This window comes from Streptomyces abikoensis (genome assembly GCF_014648775.1).
GTDB lineage: Bacteria > Actinomycetota > Actinomycetes > Streptomycetales > Streptomycetaceae > Streptomyces > Streptomyces abikoensis.
Window position 1 is genome coordinate 1,523,093 of record NZ_BMRT01000001.1, and the last position, 18,297, is coordinate 1,541,389.

Annotated in this window: 12 protein-coding genes and 1 pseudogene; 3 read left to right on the top strand and 10 right to left on the bottom strand. The window is 73.4% G+C overall.

From position 1 onward, the window contains the following. Window positions 1-128 precede the first annotated feature (128 nt). Entirely contained in the window at window positions 129-2,249 is a 2,121-nt protein-coding gene (locus IE096_RS06620; RefSeq protein WP_189449276.1) for a DNA gyrase/topoisomerase IV subunit B, read from the bottom strand. Window positions 2,250-2,681: 432 nt separating this feature from the next. On the opposite strand from IE096_RS06620, the pseudogene IE096_RS06625 reads away from it, so the two are divergent. Then, window positions 2,682-2,902, top strand: a pseudogene (locus IE096_RS06625) (DUF7455 domain-containing protein). 148 nt (window positions 2,903-3,050) lie between these two features. Here IE096_RS06625 and IE096_RS06630 read toward each other — a convergent pair. The 7 genes from IE096_RS06630 to IE096_RS06660 form a co-directional block, all read right to left on the bottom strand. After that, entirely contained in the window at window positions 3,051-4,016 is a 966-nt protein-coding gene (locus IE096_RS06630; RefSeq protein WP_189449278.1) for a S1 family peptidase, read from the bottom strand. A gap of 144 nt (window positions 4,017-4,160) precedes the next feature. Further along, window positions 4,161-5,708 carry an RNA polymerase sigma factor gene (locus IE096_RS06635; protein WP_189449280.1) on the bottom strand — a complete coding sequence of 516 codons (1,548 nt, stop codon included), beginning with the start codon at window positions 5,706-5,708 and terminating at the stop codon, window positions 4,161-4,163. A 379-nt stretch (window positions 5,709-6,087) separates the two neighbouring features. After that, on the bottom strand, window positions 6,088-7,026 hold the full coding sequence (locus IE096_RS06640; protein WP_308430319.1) for a FadR/GntR family transcriptional regulator: 939 nt from the start codon (window positions 7,024-7,026) through the stop codon (window positions 6,088-6,090). Between the two features lie 175 nt (window positions 7,027-7,201). Beyond that, window positions 7,202-8,983, bottom strand: coding sequence for an ABC transporter ATP-binding protein (locus tag IE096_RS06645; RefSeq protein WP_189449291.1), 1,782 nt, complete (start codon window positions 8,981-8,983; stop codon window positions 7,202-7,204). A 179-nt stretch (window positions 8,984-9,162) separates the two neighbouring features. Further along, complete coding sequence (locus tag IE096_RS06650) at window positions 9,163-9,924, bottom strand: NUDIX hydrolase (protein WP_189449293.1); 762 nt, start codon at window positions 9,922-9,924, stop codon at window positions 9,163-9,165. 88 nt (window positions 9,925-10,012) lie between these two features. After that, window positions 10,013-12,025: a glycogen debranching N-terminal domain-containing protein gene (locus tag IE096_RS06655; protein WP_444544780.1), complete on the bottom strand. Its 2,013-nt coding sequence runs from the start codon at window positions 12,023-12,025 to the stop codon at window positions 10,013-10,015. A gap of 200 nt (window positions 12,026-12,225) precedes the next feature. Continuing rightward, window positions 12,226-13,719 carry a DUF4192 domain-containing protein gene (locus IE096_RS06660; RefSeq protein ID WP_189449297.1) on the bottom strand — a complete coding sequence of 498 codons (1,494 nt, stop codon included), beginning with the start codon at window positions 13,717-13,719 and terminating at the stop codon, window positions 12,226-12,228. A gap of 157 nt (window positions 13,720-13,876) precedes the next feature. Here IE096_RS06660 and IE096_RS06665 point away from each other — a divergent pair, with 157 nt between their 5' ends. Together IE096_RS06665 and IE096_RS06670 are read left to right on the top strand one after the other, a co-directional pair. Further along, window positions 13,877-16,042: a RecQ family ATP-dependent DNA helicase gene (locus tag IE096_RS06665; protein ID WP_189449299.1), complete on the top strand. Its 2,166-nt coding sequence runs from the start codon at window positions 13,877-13,879 to the stop codon at window positions 16,040-16,042. A gap of 242 nt (window positions 16,043-16,284) precedes the next feature. Next, window positions 16,285-16,872, top strand: a complete 588-nt coding sequence (locus IE096_RS06670) for a hypothetical protein (RefSeq protein WP_189449301.1) — start codon at window positions 16,285-16,287, stop codon at window positions 16,870-16,872. A gap of 60 nt (window positions 16,873-16,932) precedes the next feature. Here the strand turns inward: IE096_RS06670 and IE096_RS06675 are convergent, their stop codons facing one another. Both IE096_RS06675 and rnhB read right to left on the bottom strand, forming a co-directional pair. Then, the gene (locus tag IE096_RS06675; protein ID WP_189449303.1) at window positions 16,933-17,526 is read right to left on the bottom strand and encodes a hypothetical protein; all 594 of its coding nucleotides are present in this window, start codon (window positions 17,524-17,526) and stop codon (window positions 16,933-16,935) included. Between the two features lie 65 nt (window positions 17,527-17,591). Next, complete coding sequence (gene rnhB, locus IE096_RS06680) at window positions 17,592-18,293, bottom strand: ribonuclease HII (RefSeq protein ID WP_189449305.1); 702 nt, start codon at window positions 18,291-18,293, stop codon at window positions 17,592-17,594. Window positions 18,294-18,297: the final 4 nt, after the last annotated feature.

Sequence of the window (18,297 nt, forward strand, 5' to 3'; positions counted from 1 at the left end):
TTCCACGCTACGGAGTCGGCTCCCGGCGCGTATCGGAGCACGGGTGGGTCCGGGGTGGATCCCGGGTGGAGGTGGTCTCTCCACCCGGGGGTGGACATCGAGTGTCGCGCGGCGGGCGCGCCGGGCCGTCAGGCGTCGATGCGCGAGCGGTCCAGCGTGGCCGCGGAGTTGGTGATGAACTCCTTGCGCGGCGCGACCTCATTGCCCATCAGCAGGTCGAAGGCGCGCTCGGCGGCCTCCAGGTCGCTGATGTTGATCCGCCGCAGGGTGCGGTGGCGGGGGTCCATCGTGGTCTCGGCGAGCTGGTCGGCGTCCATCTCACCCAGACCCTTGTAGCGCTGGATGCTCTCCTTGTAGCGGACGCCCTTGCGCTCCAGCTCCATCAGCGTCTGCCGCAGCTCGCTGTCGGAGTAGGTGTAGATGTACTTGTCCTGCCCCTTCTTGGGGTTCGTCAGCTCCACCCGGTGCAGCGGGGGCACGGCCGAGAAGACCCGGCCCTCCTCCACCATGGGCCGCATGTAGCGCTGGAACAGCGTCAGCAGCAGGCAGCGGATGTGCGCGCCGTCCACATCGGCGTCGGCCAGGAAGATCACCTTCCCGTACCGCGCGGCGTCGATGTCGAACGTCCGGCCGGACCCTGCTCCTATCACCTGGATGATCGCGCCGCACTCGGCGTTCTTGAGCATGTCCGAGACCGAGGACTTCTGGACGTTGAGGATCTTGCCGCGGATCGGCAGCAGCGCCTGGAACTCCGAGTTCCGCGCCAGCTTGGCCGTGCCGAGGGCCGAGTCGCCCTCGACGATGAACAGCTCGCTGCGCTCGACGTCGTCGCTGCGGCAGTCGGCCAGCTTGGCCGGGAGCGAGGAGGACTCCAGCGCGGTCTTCCGCCGCTGGGCCTCCTTGTGCTGGCGGGCGGCGATACGGGTGCGGGCCGCCGCCACGACCTTCTCCAGCACGGCCCGGGCCTGCTGCTTGGCGTCGCGCTTGGTGGAGGTCAGGAACGCCTTGAGCTCCTTGGCCACCACGTTGGCGACGATCCGGTTGGCGGCCGAGGTGCCCAGCACCTCCTTCGTCTGGCCCTCGAACTGCGGCTCCGCCAGCCGGACGGTCACGACCGCCGTGAGCCCCTCCATGGCGTCGTCCTTGACGACGTCGTCCTCGGCGACCCGCAGCAGCTTGGCCGAGCGGAGCGCCTCGTTGACCGTCTTGGTGATCGACCGCTCGAATCCGGTGACGTGCGTACCGCCCTTGGGGGTGGCGATGATGTTGACGAAGGACCTGACCGTGGTGTCGTAGCCGGTGCCCCAGCGCAGGGCGATGTCCACGCCGAGCTCGCGGGTGACCTCGGTGGGGGTCATGTGGCCCCGGTCGTCGAGGACCGGCACGGTCTCCTTGAAGGTGCCCTGCCCGGACAGCCGCAGCACGTCGCAGACGGCTTTGTCCTGCGCGAGGAACTCGCAGAACTCACTGATGCCGCCGTCGAAGCGGAACGTCTCCTCGGTGATCTCCCCGCCGTCCAGGGCCCGCTCGTCGCGGACGACGATCGTCAGCCCGGGCACCAGGAAGGCCGTCTGCCGGGCGCGCCCGTAGAGGGTCTCCAGGGAGAGCTTGGCGTCCTTGAGGAAGATCTGGCGGTCCGCCCAGTAGCGGACGCGGGTGCCGGTGCGGGTCTTGGGGACCTTCTTGCCCTTGAGCAGGCCGCCGGAGGGGTCGAAGGGCGCGTCCGGGCCCGACTCGGTGAAGATGCCGGGGACGCCCCTGCGGAAGCTGATCGAGTGGGTCCTGCTGTTCCGGTCGACCTCGACGTCCAGCCGCGCGGAGAGCGCGTTGACGACGGAGGCGCCGACACCGTGGAGACCGCCGGAGGCCGCGTACGACCCGCCGCCGAACTTGCCGCCGGCGTGCAGCTTGGTCATCACGACCTCGACACCGGACAGCCCGGTCTTGGGCTCGACGTCCACGGGGATGCCGCGGCCGTTGTCCCGCACCTCCACCGACCCGTCGTCGTGGAGGATCACCTCGATGCGGTCGCAGAACCCGCCGAGGGCCTCGTCGACGGAGTTGTCGATGATCTCCCAGAGGCAGTGCATCAGGCCACGGCTGTCCGTGGACCCGATGTACATGCCGGGCCGCTTGCGGACGGCCTCCAGGCCCTCGAGGACGAGCAGGTGCCGAGCGGTGTAGTTGGATCCGTCCCGGTCTGCCCCGGTCAGCAACGCAGTGGACGGCACGGACGTCTCGGCGGTCACGCGGTTCGCTCCTCGCTGAATTTCTGTCTGGCCCGAGTGGGGCACAAGGGTGGCTCGGTTGCCGTTCAGAGGGTACCGAGGCCAGGTAGAGCCTTTGTGCCGCCACCCTTGAGAACAACCATGCTAATCGAGATTCGATCAGACGTTCGATACCTCGATGGAGTGACATGCACATCACGTTCCCTTCGAGGCATGAACCATTTAGGCTCCGGGCACGTCCTCAAGAACAACCCGGCAAGCCGGCCGGGAGGACGACAACCCCCAGCGACGTGAAACCGTAAGCCCACGCGATACGGCTCATTCGCCGCCAAACGTCAAGGTCCGGCCCCACTCGAAAGGAAGTTTCGAGGAAAAGCCACGAGCGGGAACGTTTTCGGCCTGGTTGGATGTTGACCCTGGTACGACAGCTCGTCGAGCTAGAGAAGAGGCGACGTGACTACTGTTCTGACCCCCGCGAGCCCGCTGACCGCTGCGACCGGTGCGGCGCTCAGGCTTACCTGCGCGTCGTTCTCATGAGCGGCGGTGAACTGCTCTTCTGCGCCCACCACGGCCGCAAGTTCGAGCCAGAACTCAAGAAGATCGCCGCGGAAATACAGGACGAGACGGAGCGGCTCACCGCCGTGCCGGCGTCCGCGTCCGACGAGGACCGCTGAGTCCGCGCGGTGCAGCGCTGACACATCGCATCCGACGACGAGCGAGGTCCGGCCATCCAGGGCCGGGCAGCCGCGGGCGGCCACCCCACCGGGGAGGCCGCCCGCTCTCGTACCCTCCGCCGGCCTCCCGACGGCACCGCCACCGGGCTCACAGAGGTCTCCTGCCCGGGCGTTTCCCCGACCCCGGTGCGGGCGGCGCCACCTGCGGTGACGCGGACGGTGCGGCCGGCGGCCGCACGGGCGGGGCCACCGAAGGCTGCGCGGGCGGCGGAGCGGCCGGAGGAGGGGCCGCGGGAGCCGGGTCGATGCTGTGGGCCCACACCAGCGCGGCGACCGCGGAGACGCGCGTATAGACCCCCGGACGGCCCGCCTGGGCGCATCCGCTCCCCCAGGACACCAGCCCCACGAGGCGGCCCCGCGCCACCAGCGGTCCCCCGCTGTCGCCCTGGCAGGCGTCCCGCCCGCCGCGTGGCAGCCCGGCGCAGAGCATGGTGGCCGGCTGGTAGACCCCTTCGGGGCCGCCCGGGTACGCCTGCCGGCACATCGCGTCCTCCAGGACGGCCACCCGCGCGCCCCGCAGCGTCGGCGAGTAGGCGCCGTTGCCGAACATGTCGCCCCAGCCGTAGACGCCCGCCTCCGTCCCGGGCTGATAGGCCACGTCCCCCTCCTTCGCCAGGGCGATCGGCGTCTTGTCGGCGACCGGTTCGGCCAGGGTGATGACGGCCACGTCCCCGGCATTCGTCTCGGGGTTGAAGGCGGGGTTGACCCAGGCGTCCTTGAGCGCGATCTCCTTCCCGGCCCCACCGCGCAGGTCGTCGCGCCCCACGATCACCCGAAGGTCCTTCGCCTCGGACATCTCGACGCCGAGCACCTCACGACTGAGGCAGTGGGCCGCCGTCACGACCGTCGAACGGCTCACCAGGGCACCGCCGCAGAACTGGCCCGACCGCGTGGGGCCGAACCGCTCACGGCTCGCCAGAGCCACCGTCCAGGGCACGTCCGCGACCTTCACGGTCTGCCCGCCGATGACCCCGCGTTCCCCCGCCCGCACCGGCAGCGGTGCCGCGAGCAGCAGCACGGCTGTTCCGATCAGCGGGTACCTCAGGGCGCGCATACACAGCCTCCTGACGGAGCGAAATCCTTTGCCTACCCAGCGTCACCCCGCACGCCGGTCACCGCATCCCGGGAAACAGCGGGGCCCGGCCCCTCGGAAAGAGGAACCGGGCCCCACGGCGATCGATCTATCGCTCTGTCAGGACTAGTCGAGGTAGTCGCGCAGGACCTGGGAGCGCGACGGGTGACGCAGCTTCGACATCGTCTTGGACTCGATCTGACGGATGCGCTCACGCGTCACGCCGTAGACCTTGCCGATCTCGTCGAGCGTCTTCGGCTGGCCGTCGGTGAGACCGAAGCGCATCGAGACCACGCCGGCCTCGCGCTCGCTGAGGGTGTCCAGGACGGAGTGGAGCTGCTCCTGGAGCAGGGTGAAGCTGACCGCGTCGGCCGGCACGACCGCCTCGGAGTCCTCGATGAGGTCACCGAACTCGCTGTCGCCGTCCTCACCCAGAGGGGTGTGGAGGGAGATCGGCTCACGGCCGTACTTCTGGACCTCGATGACCTTCTCCGGGGTCATGTCGAGCTCCTTGGCCAGCTCCTCCGGGGTGGGCTCGCGGCCCAGGTCCTGGAGCATCTGGCGCTGGACACGCGCGAGCTTGTTGATGACCTCGACCATGTGCACCGGGATACGGATGGTGCGGGCCTGGTCGGCCATCGCGCGCGTGATGGCCTGGCGGATCCACCAGGTCGCGTACGTGGAGAACTTGTAACCCTTGGTGTAGTCGAACTTCTCCACCGCGCGGATCAGACCGAGGTTGCCCTCCTGGATCAGGTCCAGGAAGAGCATGCCGCGGCCGGTGTAGCGCTTGGCCAGGGAGACCACCAGACGGAGGTTGGCCTCCAGGAGGTGGTTCTTGGCGCGCCGGCCGTCCTCGGCGATGATCTCCAGCTCGCGCTTGAGCTTCGGGGCCAGCTTGTCGGCGTTCGCCAGCTTGTCCTCGGCGAACAGACCGGCCTCGATGCGCTTGGCGAGCTCGACCTCCTGCTCGGCGTTGAGCAGGGGGACCTTGCCGATCTGCTTCAGGTAGTCCTTCACCGGGTCGGCGGTGGCACCGGCCACCGCGACCTGCTGCGCCGGGGCGTCGTCCTCGTCCTCGTCGGACAGGACGAAGCCCTTGTTCTCGCCGCTCTCGTCCTCTTCCTCACCCTTGCCCGGGGTGGGGGTCTCCTCAAGGAGATCCTCGTCGAGGAGCTCGTCGGCGTCCTTCTTGGCGGCCGTCTTCTTGGCCGTCGTCTTCTTGGCGGCGGTCTTCTTGGCCACCGTCTTCTTGGCCGTCGCCTTCTTGGCGGCGGTCTTCTTGGCGGGCGCCACGGCCTCGTCCGTCTCGTCGCCGTACGCGCCCTGGGCGGACGTGGACGACACGGAGGACTGCCGCGCCGTGACCGTCTTGGAGGAGACGGCCTTGGTGGCGGTGCGCTTCGCCGGGCTCTTCGCTGCGACGCTCTTGCGGGTGCGCTTGGGCGCCTCTGCGGCACTGACCATCAGCGTCACACCCTCCTCGTCGAGGACCTGGTTGAGGCTGCGCAGAACGTTCTTCCACTGGGTTGGCGGAATCTGGTCAGCCTCGAAGGCCCGACGCACGTCGTCGCCGGCGATCTGCCCCTCGGCCTTTCCCTGCTCGATGAGCGCCATCAGAGACTCGGATTCGGCGATCTCCGGCGGGAGCGTACGGGATGTGCTGGCCGACACGAACAACCTCTCGGAACGATGGAAACGGCTTCCGGCCCCGTCCGCTCTGGACCGGGCCGACGACCGTCGGCAAGGATGAACCGACGGCGCGCGGGCGGTAGTGCGGAGAAGTCAGCACCTCCATCGAGGCGCGTATTCCCTCCGCGGCCACCACCTCTTTAGTCATCGCGCTGTCACAAGGAGCGTTACGCCCAATCCTCGTGGCCCGAGTCACACCCCAAAACAGGGTGAAAGGCCCCTGAAGTGGACAGATCGTGACCTCTGCCGCCGTCGGCGGCCGCGCGGAGCGGCTCGCCCGGTGCGTGCGTACGACCCCGTACGCACGCGCCGGCCGAGCGGCCCCGCACGCGCCGCCCCGTCCGCGTGGTCCGTCCCGCGCTCAGTGCTCGCGCGGGGCGGGCACCACTCGCTCGACCTCGGGGTGGGTGACGAGCAGTTGGCGCATGGCCGCCTCGGCGCCCGCGGCGTCCCCGGCGGCGACGGCGTCGACGATCCGCAGGTGCTGCCCGACGCCCGCCTCGGTGGGACGGTCGCAGCCGCCGGTGGAGGCGCCGGAGACGTGGAGGGCCGCCGAGACGATCCCCGAGAGGTGCTCCAGCATGCGGTTGCCCGCGACCTGGAGGAGCAGGGAGTGGAACTCTGCGTCGGCGCGGGTGAAGGTGAGGGAGTCGCCCTGGGCGAGGGCGTGGCCCATGATCTCGGCCATGTCGGCGAGGCGCTGCTGGACGTCCTCGCGGCCGTGGCCGGCGGCGAGCCGGGCGGCCAGCGGCTCGATCGTCCAGCGCAGCTCGCACAGCTCCCGGCGCTGGTCCTCGCGCTGCGGACCGAAGGCCCGCCATTCGATGATGTCGGGGTCGAGGAGGTTCCAGTCGCTGACGGGACGGACTCGGGTGCCCACGTTGGGGCGGGCGCTGACCAGGCCCTTGGCCTCGAGGACGCGCAGGGATTCGCGGACGACGGTGCGGGAGACCTCGAAGCGCTGCCCGATCTCCTCCGGGACCAGCGGGCGGTCGGCGCCCAGGTCACCGGAGACGATCATCTGGCCGAGCTGCTGTACGAGCTGGCCGTGCAGCCCGCGGCCACGGCTGCCCGCGGCGCGGCGGCCCACGCGGCTGAGCTCCGTGTCGCCGTCCCAGGCGGGCGAGGCACCGCGGTCGGCCCCGGGGGCGTCCGCGTAGGAGTAACGGTCAAGCTCGCCCGGGCCTGCGAGGCCGGAGTCGGCGGGGCGAGCCGCGGTCATCATGGTGTGCGCAAGGGTACTCACGCTTCCTTTGTCGGCGACACCTCGAAGGCCCTTGAGGTCTTTGGTGAAAAGCACACGAAAGGGTGATCGCCCATTACCTCGCAATTGACGCTCAAATAGCCAGAATCGGGCGCCTCCCTGGGCGGACCGACTGCGGAGAGTGACTCCCTCGCCGATTTCTCCGCAGGCCCTCCGGGCTGATTGTCACTCTGCGTTCTCTCCGGACCGGCGAGGCGCACTAGCACAGCGCTCACCTGGGCCGCCCGCGGATCACCGTCAGCACATACGCGCCGAGCAGCCCCGTCAGCGACAGCGCGAGCGCCCAGCCGACCGGCTGGGACATCAGGCGCAGCGCCGCCTCGATCCCCTGGTCGAGCCCGGACGGCCAGCGCACCAGGGCCGCCGAGCGCAGCCGCTCCGGCAGGCCGATCAGCGACCGGGCCTCGGGCCGGGAGAGCGCGCCACCGAGCACGGGCACCACCAGCGTGGGCACCGCGAGGACCGCCACCAGCCCGAGCGCGGTGGACCGGAACAGCCCGGCCGCGAGCAGTCCCGCCCAGGCGCACCCCAGGACGAGGCAGGCCCAGCCCACCAGCGCGGCCGCCCAGCCCCCGGGGAGGAGGGGGACGGCCGGGCCGAAGAGGATCCGCAGGGCGGCGGAGTCGAGGCCGAGCGCGGTCAGCGCGAGGAGCAGGGCGGTTCCCCCCGAGACGGCGAGCTTGGCGCCGAGCAGCCCCAGCCTGCGCGGCACGGTGCCCTGGTCGGGGGCGAGCGCGGGGTAGCGGAATTCCTGGCCGAAGGAGAGCGCGCCCAGGAGACCGGCCGCGAAGGCGGCCGGCGGCAGGGGAAGCCAGAGCGGCCAGCCGGCGAGCAGCCGCGGTGCCGGGGCGGCTCCGGCGCGCGCGAGCAGGACGGAGGTGAGCACGGAGATGGCGAGCGCCCCGCCCGCCACGCCCCAGCCGGTGCGTACGCCGGTGGCGCGGCGCAGTTCGTATCGCAGAGGCCACGCCGGGCTCGGGGCGGGGAGCCGGCGCCGCAGGCCGGAGCGGGGCGCGGCCTCCGGCTCTGCGGGTCCGTCCGGCGCGTCCTCGTCGGCCGTGGCGCCGGACCCGCGGCCGTCGGCGCGCCGCAGAGGTGCGACGGGGCCGGTGTCCACGGTCTCCTCCGCGAGGCGGTGCACGAGGATGCCGTGGCGGTAGGCGGTCTCGCCGACGGCGGCGCAGCTGCTGCCGTAGACGAAGAGGCGGCTGCCCCCTTCGCGCACGACCTCGACGGGAGGGTCGCCCGGCCGTTCGTCCGCCGAGTCCGCCTCCTCGGCCAGGACGTGGGCGAGGCGGTTCGCCAGGGGCGACTGGACGGCGACACGGGGACGCAGGCGGGTACCGGAGAACGCGGCCCCGTCCTGGTCGGCGACGAGACGTCCCTTGTCGATGGTGACGACCTGGTCGGCGATGCGGGCCGCCTCGGCCGGGTCGCGCGAGGTGACCAGGACGGCTCCGCCCTGGGCCGCATAGCCGCGCAGGAGTCCGTGGAGCCACGCGGTCTCGCGGGGGGAGAGCCCTCCGGCGGGTTCGTCGAGGACGAGGGTGTGGGGGTCGCCGAGGAGGGCGGAGGCGAGGCCGAGGCGGCGGTCCATGCCGAGCGAGAAGTCACCGAGGCGCTGATCGGCGAGGCCGCTGAGGCCGACGACCTCGAGAACGTCGTCGGCGCGCTCGGCGGGGACCCCGGCCGCGGCACAGAGCATGCGCAGATGGCCGCGGGCCGTGCGCCCGGGGTGGCCGGGGACGTCCCCGAGGAGGACGCCGATCTCGCGGGCGGGGTGGGGGATCCGGTCCAGGGTGCGGCCGCGGAAGAGGGCGACGCCGCGCCCCGGGTCGAGTCGCAGCATCAGGCGCAGGGCGGCGGTCTTGCCGGAGCCGGGCTCGCCGAGCAGCACGGTGACGCGCCCGGGGCGGGCCTCGAAGGTGAGGTCGTCGACGGCGGGGGGCTGGTGGCGACGGGAGAGGCTGGTCAGCCCGATGGCCTGGATCATGGCTTCACTCGCGGGACGGCGGGACCGTACCGCAGCACCGTAACCCGATATGTCCTATTTGCTACGCACTGTGGATGCCCGCCGTCGCGTGTCCCCTCCGGCGGCGGCGCCGGGGCGTCGGAGGGCCGTGAACTCCACCGCCTTTTGCCCCCCCTTTTTTACCCCCGCGAGCTCCTGGGCTACGCCTCGGGCCGCAGCATGGGCGGATTGAGCAGCGTGGCCCCGCCCGCCCGGAAGAGCTGCGCCGGACGCCCGCCCTGGCGTGTCGTCGTCCCGCCCGTGGGCACCAGGAAGCCCGGCGTGCCGGTGACCTTCCGGTGGAAGTTCCGCGGGTCCAGTGCGACGCCCCACACCGCTTCGTAGACCCGCCGGAGCTCGCCGACCGTGAACTCCTGCGGACAGAAGGCCGTGGCCAGCGAGGAGTACTCGATCTTCGACCGGGCGCGCTCGACGCCGTCCGCGAGAATGCGGGCGTGATCGAAGGCCAGCGGCGCCGCCTGCTCGCCCTCGCGCCCGTACCCGACCTCCTGGTCCAGCAGGTCCTCGACGGGAGCCCAGCGCACGCTGCGCGCGTCGCCGCCCGGGCGCGGGGCCGGCAGGTCGGGCGCGAGCGCGAGGTGGGCCACGCTCACCACGCGCATCCGGGGATCGCGCTTGGGGTCGCCGTACGTGGCCAGCTGTTCGAGGTGCGCGGCGTTGGCGTTCGCGGGCGCCGCCGGGTCGTGGGCCTGCAGCCCGGTCTCCTCGGCCAGCTCACGGGCGGCCGCCGTCGCCAGGTCCTCGTCGCCCCGCACGAACCCGCCGGGCAGGGCCCATCGACCCTGGAACGGGGGCTCGCCGCGGCGGACGGCCAGCGCGCACAGCGCGTGGCGCCGCACGGTGAGCACGACCAGGTCGACGGTGACTGCGAAGGGCGGGAAGGCCGACGGGTCGTAGGGCATGCCGTGATCATAGTCGTCTTCCTGACGATAAACAGGCTCTTCCGCTCTCCCCATGAGCGGTCCGGCCACGAACCCGGCGCTCATCCGCTCACACCCCCAGCTGCAGTCCGGCCGCGGCTTCCTCGACCATGCCGAGCCCGAGCCTGCTGATCCGTACGGAGAACGGCCGCTCGGCGACGCGCAGCCCGGTGAACCGCAGCTCCCCGAGCGGCGCCGAGCGCGGCGGCCGGACCGTCACCCCGCCCGCCGGGACGTCGGGACGCACCCCGGCCGCGGCCGTCAGCAGCTGGACCGCGCCGGCGGCGGCGACGGCGGCGGGCCGGCAGGCCGCCGGGTGCGGCAGCGGCGCTCCGCCCGTGGTCCGCTGATCCCCCGCGTACATCTCCGGCAGCCGGTGGCCGAAGGACTCGGAGGCGTCCAGGACCCCCCGGAGCAGCCCGGTGGCCTCCTTCTCGTATCCGGCTGTCATCAGCCCGGCCACGGCGACCGCCGTCTCATGGACCCGTACGGCGCCCCCGCGGTGCCCGAAGGGGTTGTGCCCCGGTTCCTTCGCCCCCAGGCTGCGCAGCCCCCAGCCCGAGTCGAGGGCGGGCCCGCCGAGCAGCCGGGCGAGTTGCTCGGTCTGCACCCTGTCGAGCAGCCCCGGGCCGTACTCCCCCGCTCCGAGCAGCCCCGTGTCCAGCAGGTGGGCCGCCGCACAGCCCAGGTGGGGTATCAGCCGGCCGTCGGCCGTGCGCGCGGCCACGGGCCGCCCACCACCGGGGTCGTCGGACCAGAAGTCCTCCCGGAAACGGCGGCGCAAAACCGCCGCCCACTCGCGCAGCCCCTCCGCGCCGGGGCGGCCGTATGCCTCCAGCAGGTCGGCCCCGAGGGACGCGGCCCGGTGGGCGTGCGCCTGGACCTCGCAGCGGTACGGCCCGCCGGGCGCCGGGTCCGCGAGGTACACCCGGTCCCCGGTGGCGGCCCGCAGCCACTCCAGGCACCTCTCGGCGGCGGGCAGCAGGGCCTCGGTCTCCTGCTCCGGAAGCCCCCAGCGGCGGGCCTCCGCGAGGACGACGGGGAACAGCAGGGTCGCCTCGACGCCGGTGCACCCGGGGGGCAGATGGGCGCCCGAGTGCCGTAGCGCCCCGGGGATCCTGCCGGTGTCGGGGCCCGGGCCGGCGATCTGTGTACGCGCCAGCGTGCGCAGCGTGCCGGCGGCCAGCCGGACGCCCAGGGGCAGGGCCATCCGGGCCGCCCAGAGGGCCTCGGCGGGGGCGAGCTGGCCGCATCGCCAGGGGATGCCGGCGGCGAGGTGGGCGTCGCCCGGGTGGACGGGATCGCGCACGAGGAGCGCGCGAAGGTCGCCGAGGGCCGTCGCCAGCAGCGCCGGGACCCGTGGGTCGTCACCGTCGGCCTCGGCCTCTCCCCAGGGCGGCGCCGCCCCGCCCCGGCCGTGCGTCGCCGACTCGGCCGCGTGCGGGCGGCCTGGCAACTCGGGGCGCACCCGCAGCTCGATGCTCCGGCTGCCCCCGGGCGGCAGCCGTATCTCCCAGCACAGCAGCCCCGCCGAGGCGAGGACGTCGTCCGGGGCCGGGTCGGCGGTGACCACCGCGTGCAGCCTGGGAGCCGACCAGCGCAGCCCGGAGGCGTGCACATCGGCGGGGATCTCGGGCCCGGCGGCCCCGGCGGCGATCGCGGCCAGCTCGGCGAGGTCGGTGCCCAGGGCCACTTCCACGGGCAGCGTCAGCTCCTGCGCCGCCGAACTGCGGACGACGATCCGCTCCACGCCCTCGGCGTCGCGCAGCCGCTCGACGGTGACGGCCGGATCCGGCCCGGCGTCGACGGGGGTGCGTACCGTGCCGACGAAGCGGGCGCGGTCCGCGCCAACCATCCGACCCTGCACGGGCATCGGCTCGACCCCCGCGATCCGCACTCGGCACGTGCCCAGGAGCCTGCGGCCGCTCCGGTAGAACCCGTCGAGGCCGTGCCCGGTGAGCTGCCCGTGCGCCCGGGAGATCGCGAGCGCCGGGAGGGAGACGCAGATCAGTGCCTCGTGCACGGGCTGCGGCCCCTGGGGGCGCGCGCCACCGCCGCGCCGCTGCTCGGGCGGACGCTGCACCAGCTGGGGCGTGTGGGTCGAAGGACCCTTGGGGGCGATGCCTTGCACGGTGTCTGCGCTCCCTGGGCTCTCGCGGTCCGGCGGCCGGCGGTCGTCAGTGGACCGCCGGATGGCCGACGGCGGTCGCCGACGACGATTACGGCCACTTAGGTGAACGCCGCGGGGCCCGCCGAAGTCACGGTGGCGCTCGGCAGCCGGGGTCATGACCGGCTCCGCGCGCCCCGCTGCCCGCCGCGCCGCCGCGTACGCGCCCGGCCCGCGGGCCCCCCGGCGCCCGCTGGGCCCACGGGCCCGCCCGGAGAGCCCGGCCCGGCAGAAGAGCCCGGCCCGCTCGGGCCTGCCGGGCGGGCGAGCCCCGCACCGGCCGGCCCCGCGCCGGCGTTCGCGGGCCGGTCGCGGCGTCGCCGTTCGCCCGCGCGTTCCGCCGCCTCCTCCGCCTCGGCCATGGCACCGGGCCCCGTCCCCGTAGTGGGCTTCCGGTTCCTCGCGTCGGCGGCCACCGCGCGGGCCGCTTCGGCTTGGGCGGCCGTGTGCACCGCGCGGTCGGCGCGTTCGCGGCGCAGACAGCGGCGGAGGTGTTCGGGGTCCATGCCGTCGTTGCACGCGCGGTGCAGGAGCTGGGCGAAGAGGTATTCGGGGTCGGCGCTCAGGGCCCGACTCAGGGCGACCCGCGCCTCGGGGTGGTCGCCGATCGACCAGGCGACCCAGCCCGCGAGGGCGAGGGGCGCGGCCGCGTGCTCCGTGTAGGGCGGCACGCACCGCCGGGCGAGAGCCCGCCACAAGCGCAGCACCGCAGGGGCCCGGGGGCCCTCCATCCATTCCGCGGCGTGGTCGCGCGTGGTGCGGTCCTGAAGGCCGAGGATGACGGCCGCCGCCTCGTCGGCGGCCAGGAGGTCGTCGTCACGGGCGTCGGCTTCCGCCCGGCCGATGACGGGCCGGGCCGTGTGGAACCGGCCCACGACCAGGCTCACCAGGTCCAGCGTCTCCTGCCGTACGGTCCGGCCGGCGGTGCCGGCGAGGATGCGCGGGACGAGGTCGGCGGCGGCCGCGTCCAGCGCGGACTGCTGCTCCAGCGCCCGTCCTCCGGTGAGCGGGGCGTACCGGGCCTCCATCTCGCGGAGCGTTCCGCGCACCTGGATTCCCGCGTAGGCGGCGGCCGCGGCCATGACCGAGGTGCCGGGAGGGGTCAGCGGCGCGCCGTCCGGTGGGCAGCAGCGTTCGTCAGGGCAGCAGTAGGACCAGTAGCGGCCGTCGGAGAGGCACAGCGCCTCGTAGACGGGGACGTCCAGCCCGCCGCAGGCCAGGCGCAGGCTCTGGGCCAGCGGGCGGAGCCGTTCCATGACCTGGCGGCCGGTCTCTCCTCCGGCGGGGTCCTGGCAGAGGAACAGGACGATGCCGTCGGGCCGGGCGCCCCGCTTGTCGCAGCCCGCGATCAGGGTCTCGGCGAGCTGCCGGCTGACGTCGGGCCACTCGTCCGGGCCCGGGATGCCGAGCCTGAGCCGCCCGCCGAAGCGGCCGCGCTCGCCGTGGAGGGCGAGCATCACCACGCTGTCGTTCGGGTGGAAGCCCAGCAAGTACGGGAGGGCGTCGGCGAGTTCGGCCGGGCTGCGCAGCGTGATCTGCGCGTCCGGCGGGGTGTTCCAGGCGGCGGAGGAGTCGGTGGAGGGGCGGGAGGACTCGTTGTGGTGGGTCATGGCCCGAGAGTCCCGCGAGGCCGTCCGAACCCGCCAGCCCTGTGGATAACTCCAGAAGTATTGTCGTACTACTCCTGTGGAGAAACGTCCGCGCGGGTTTTCCACAGGTCCGGCCACCGGTTCGCGCGTTGTCAGTGTCCTCGTGTTGCATGGGGGCATGACCAACGAAGCCCTCCGCGTCTCGGCGGACACCGTCCTCGCCCGTCTCGTCGGAGACGCCACGGGCACGGCGCGACTGCGCGAGGACCAGTGGCGCGCGATCGAGGCCCTCGTCGCCGACCGCCGCCGCGCGCTGGTGGTCCAGCGCACCGGGTGGGGCAAGTCCGCGGTGTACTTCGTCGCGACCGCCCTGCTGCGGGCGCGGGGCAGCGGCCCGACCGTGATCGTCTCCCCGCTGCTCGCCCTGATGCGCAACCAGGTCGAGGCGGCCGCGCGGGCGGGCATCCACGCGCGCACGATCAATTCCTCCAACACCGAGGAGTGGGAGACCGTCCAGGCCGAGGTCGCGGCGGGCGAGGTGGACGTGCTGCTGGTGAGCCCCGAGCGGCTCAACAACCCGGACTTCCGGGACAATGTGCTGCCCAAGCTCGCCGCCGCCACCGGTCTGCTCGTCGTGGACGAGGCGCACTGCATCTCCGACTGGGGCCATGACTTCCGGCCCGACTACCGCCGGCTGCGGACCATGCTCGCCGACCTGCCGCCCGGGGTGCCGGTGCTCGCGACGACCGCCACGGCGAACGCCCGCGTCACCGCCGACGTCGCCGAGCAGCTGGGGACGGGTGAGGGGGCCGAGGAGGCGCTGGTGCTGCGCGGTCCGCTGGACCGGGAGAGCCTGAGCCTCGCCGTCCTGGAGCTCCCGGACGCCGCCCACCGCCTGGCCTGGCTCGCCGATCACCTCGACGAGCTCCCCGGTTCGGGCATCGTCTACACGCTCACGGTCGCCGCCGCCGAGGAGGTCGCCGCGTTCCTGCGCCGCCGCGGCCACACCGTCGCCTCGTACACCGGCAAGACCGAGAACGCCGACCGCCAGCAGGCCGAGGAGGACCTGCAGGCGAACCGCGTCAAGGCACTGGTGGCCACCTCCGCGCTGGGCATGGGCTTCGACAAGCCCGACCTCGGCTTCGTCGTCCACCTCGGTTCCCCCTCCTCCCCCATCGCCTACTACCAGCAGGTGGGCCGGGCCGGGCGCGGCGTCGAGCACGCCGAGGTGCTGCTGCTGCCCGGGCGCGAGGACGAGGCGATCTGGAAGTACTTCGCGTCGCTGGCCTTCCCGCCGGAGGAGCAGGTCCGTCGCACGCTCGACGTGCTGGCCACCGCCGACCGTCCGCTGTCGCTGCCCGCCCTCGAACCGCTGGTGGACCTCCGGCGCTCCCGGCTGGAGACCATGCTGAAGGTCCTCGACGTGGACGGCGCCGTGCGCCGGGTCCGCGGCGGCTGGACCGCGACCGGCGAGCCCTGGGCGTACGACGGCGAGCGGTACGCGTGGGTGGCGCGGCAGCGCGAGGCGGAGCAGCAGGCCATGCGGGAGTACGCGGCGACGACCGGGTGCCGGATGGAGTTCCTGCGGCGGCAGTTGGACGACGAGGCGGCGGCGCCCTGCGGGCGGTGCGACAACTGCGCCGGGTCCCGGTTCTCCGCCGGCGTCTCCGGCGCGGCCCTGGACGCCTCCCGGGGCGAGCTGGGACGACCGGGAGTGGAGGTGGAGCCGCGCCGGATGTGGCCGACGGGGATGGGCGCGGTCGGGGTGGACCTCAAGGGGCGCATCCCCCCGGGTGAGCAGGCGGCGCCCGGCCGGGCGCTCGGGCGGCTCTCCGACATCGGCTGGGGCAACCGGCTGCGCCCCCTCCTGGCGCCGCAGACCCCGGACGTCTCCGTTCCGGACGACGTGGCGGACGCGGTGGTGACCGTGCTGGCCGACTGGGCGCGGGGCGCGGGCGGTTGGGCGTCCGGCGCCCCGGACGCCCCGGCCCGCCCGGTGGGGGTCGTCACCGTCGCCTCCCGTACCCGGCCGCTGCTGATCGGCTCGCTCGGCGAGCGCATCGCCGCCATCGGCCGCATGCCCCTCCTCGGCACGATCGAGTACCGGGACTCGGACGCGGACACCCGGGTGCCCCGCACCAACAGCGCCCAGCGGCTGCGGGCGCTGGACGGGGCGCTGACCGTGCCGCCGGCCCTCGCGGAGGCCCTGGCGTCGGCCGGCGGTCCGGTCCTTCTCGTCGACGACATGACCGACACCGGCTGGACCCTCGCCGTGGCGGCGCGGCTCCTTCGGCGCTCCGGGGCGAAGGAGGTGTTCCCTCTGGTCCTGGCCGTTCAGGGGTGACGCGAGGGGTGACGCGCGTGGCGGTCGGACGGCCCGGAACTCCGGGCCCCGGAACAGCGGATACCGGTCAATGGCGGCAATTGATCGTTGCCGCACGGCGGCCGGGGCCGCGAGAATTGGACCGGTCCCCCGCTCCCGCCCGTCGCACGGGCCCGCCGGACCGCTGTCGCGCCGTATGCCGCGGTGTACGCCCTGCCTGAGCTCCCGCACCGGATCGTGGGCGTGCAGACGAAGGGAGAATCATGGCCTTCGGCTTCACTCCACCCTCGTCCGCCGACTCCGTTCCCCGCCCGGGCAGGCTGCTCGAACCGGCGGACTGGATCGCTTCGGGAGTCCCTCTGCTGCGCAATCCGCGCGAGGTGGTCAGCGGGCTCCACGCCCGGCACGCGCCGACGCCGTCCACGGCGGTCGTCGCCGTCTTCCAGCCGGACGAACGGCTCGTGGCCAGCGCCTCCTTCGTCCGGCACACCGGACGCACGGATCCCGCCGACGGCTGGGAGCTGCGCAACGCGCTCCTCACCCAGCTGCGCCGGGTGATCCCTCATGACCTGCGCAGACGCACTCCGGTCCGCACGGCCGTACTGCTCTACTGCCGCGCGGGCCCGTCCCATTGGACGGAGGAGGACGGCGCGTGGATGTGGGCCCTGCGTGACGCCTGCGCGCTGCACGGCCTGCGCTGCGGCGCGTACATCACACTCACCCGGACCGGATGGCAGATCCTCGGCGAGGGACGCAGCGGACGCCGGCCCTGCTCCACCGCCTATCCGGTCGCATCGCTGAGCTCCGGCGGCGGAGCGCCCGAGGCACACCGCCGCGCGGTGGCCCGGTAGGGCGATACGACACAGTGGCCGACGGCTCCCTCACGAGCGACCGGCCACCGTGCGCGTTCGTCAGGCGTCAGCGGCCAGAAGGCTGTTGACGCGCTGCGGGTCACCGCAGACGATCAGCAGCGCGCCGGCGCGGGTCATGGCCGCGGGCAGCGCCCCGGCCACCGCGGCGTCCGACCCGCCGTTGACGGCCACGACGACGACCGGGCGGGGTGCGGCCCGCTGGGCGTCGGCGTCGGCGTAGAAGACGTCGTCCCCGGCGTCGTGCTGCGCCCAGTAGGACGCCTCGCCGAAGGACAGCTCGTGCGCGGCCCAGGGGTGCGGGTCGCCGGTGGTGAGGACCAGCACCTCGCCGGGGGCCCGACCGCTGTCGAGCAGCACGTCGACGGCCTCGTCGGCGGCGTCCAGGGCGCCCTGCGCGGTGGCCGGGATCAGCTGGATCTGCGGGGTGGCCGCCGAGGCTCCCGCGGCCTGCTCGCGAGGGGCGCGCTGGGCCGGGACGGCGGTGCGGTGCGGGCCGGTGCCGCCGGGCCGTATGGGGGCCGGTCGGGGACCAGGGACAGGGCGGGGGGTCGCCGCGGTCCGGCCGGGGGCCGGTACCGCGCGGGGACCCGGGACACTCTCGTGAATCTGAGGCTCCTCGGGGATGAGAGGCATGAGTTGATGTTTATCAAACGCCGGTGCGAGTCGCGTCGGCGGGTGGCGCTGTGCGCCCGTCCGGATCAGAAGTCGAAGCCGAGCTGGCCACCGGCCTCCAAGGCCATGTCGTCGGGGCTGATACGTGCTCGCTTGAGGTGCTGCCACCGGGGCAGCGCGTCCAGGTAGGACCACGACAGCCGGTGGTGCGGGGTGGGGCCCAGCTCCTCGAGCGCGGCGCGGTGCACGGGCGACGGATAGCCCGCGTTGTCACCGAAGGCGAAGTCGGCGTGCAGCTCGCCCAGTTCGGCCATCATGGCGTCCCGCCGCACCTTGGCGATCACGGAGGCGGCGGACACGACCACGCAGGACTGGTCGCCCTTGATGACCGTACGGACCTTCCAGGGCGCCCCGAGGTAGTCGTGCTTGCCGTCGAGGATCACCGCGTCGGGCCGTACGGGCAGGGCTTCGAGCGCCCGGGTGGCCGCCAGCCGCAGGGCCGCCGTCATGCCCAGCTCGTCGATCTCCTGTGGGGAGGAGTGGCCGAGCGCGTACGCGGTGACCCAGGACTCCAGCTCGACGGCGAGTGCGGTACGCCGCTTGAGCGTCAGCAGCTTGGAGTCCGTGAGCCCCTCGGGCGGACGGCGGAGGCCGGTGACGGCCGCGCACACGGTGACGGGACCGGCCCAGGCGCCCCGGCCGACCTCGTCCACACCGGCGACGATCTTTGCTCCGGTCGCCGCTCGGAGGGAGCGCTCGACGCTGTGGGTAGGCGGTTGGTAGGGCATGACG

Excerpts from the sequence above, each read along its gene's own strand:
- IE096_RS06670 (WP_189449301.1), top strand. The coding sequence starts at position 16,285 with ATGGCCTTCGGCTTCACTCCACCCTCGTCCGCCGACTCCGTTCCCCGC.
- IE096_RS06630 (WP_189449278.1), bottom strand. The coding sequence starts at position 4,016 with ATGCGCGCCCTGAGGTACCCGCTGATCGGAACAGCCGTGCTGCTGCTC.
- IE096_RS06650 (WP_189449293.1), bottom strand. The coding sequence starts at position 9,924 with ATGCCCTACGACCCGTCGGCCTTCCCGCCCTTCGCAGTCACCGTCGAC.
- rnhB (WP_189449305.1), bottom strand. The coding sequence starts at position 18,293 with ATGCCCTACCAACCGCCTACCCACAGCGTCGAGCGCTCCCTCCGAGCG.
- IE096_RS06675 (WP_189449303.1), bottom strand. The coding sequence starts at position 17,526 with ATGCCTCTCATCCCCGAGGAGCCTCAGATTCACGAGAGTGTCCCGGGT.
- IE096_RS06665 (WP_189449299.1), top strand. The coding sequence starts at position 13,877 with ATGACCAACGAAGCCCTCCGCGTCTCGGCGGACACCGTCCTCGCCCGT.
- IE096_RS06645 (WP_189449291.1), bottom strand. The coding sequence starts at position 8,983 with ATGATCCAGGCCATCGGGCTGACCAGCCTCTCCCGTCGCCACCAGCCC.
- IE096_RS06660 (WP_189449297.1), bottom strand. The coding sequence starts at position 13,719 with ATGACCCACCACAACGAGTCCTCCCGCCCCTCCACCGACTCCTCCGCC.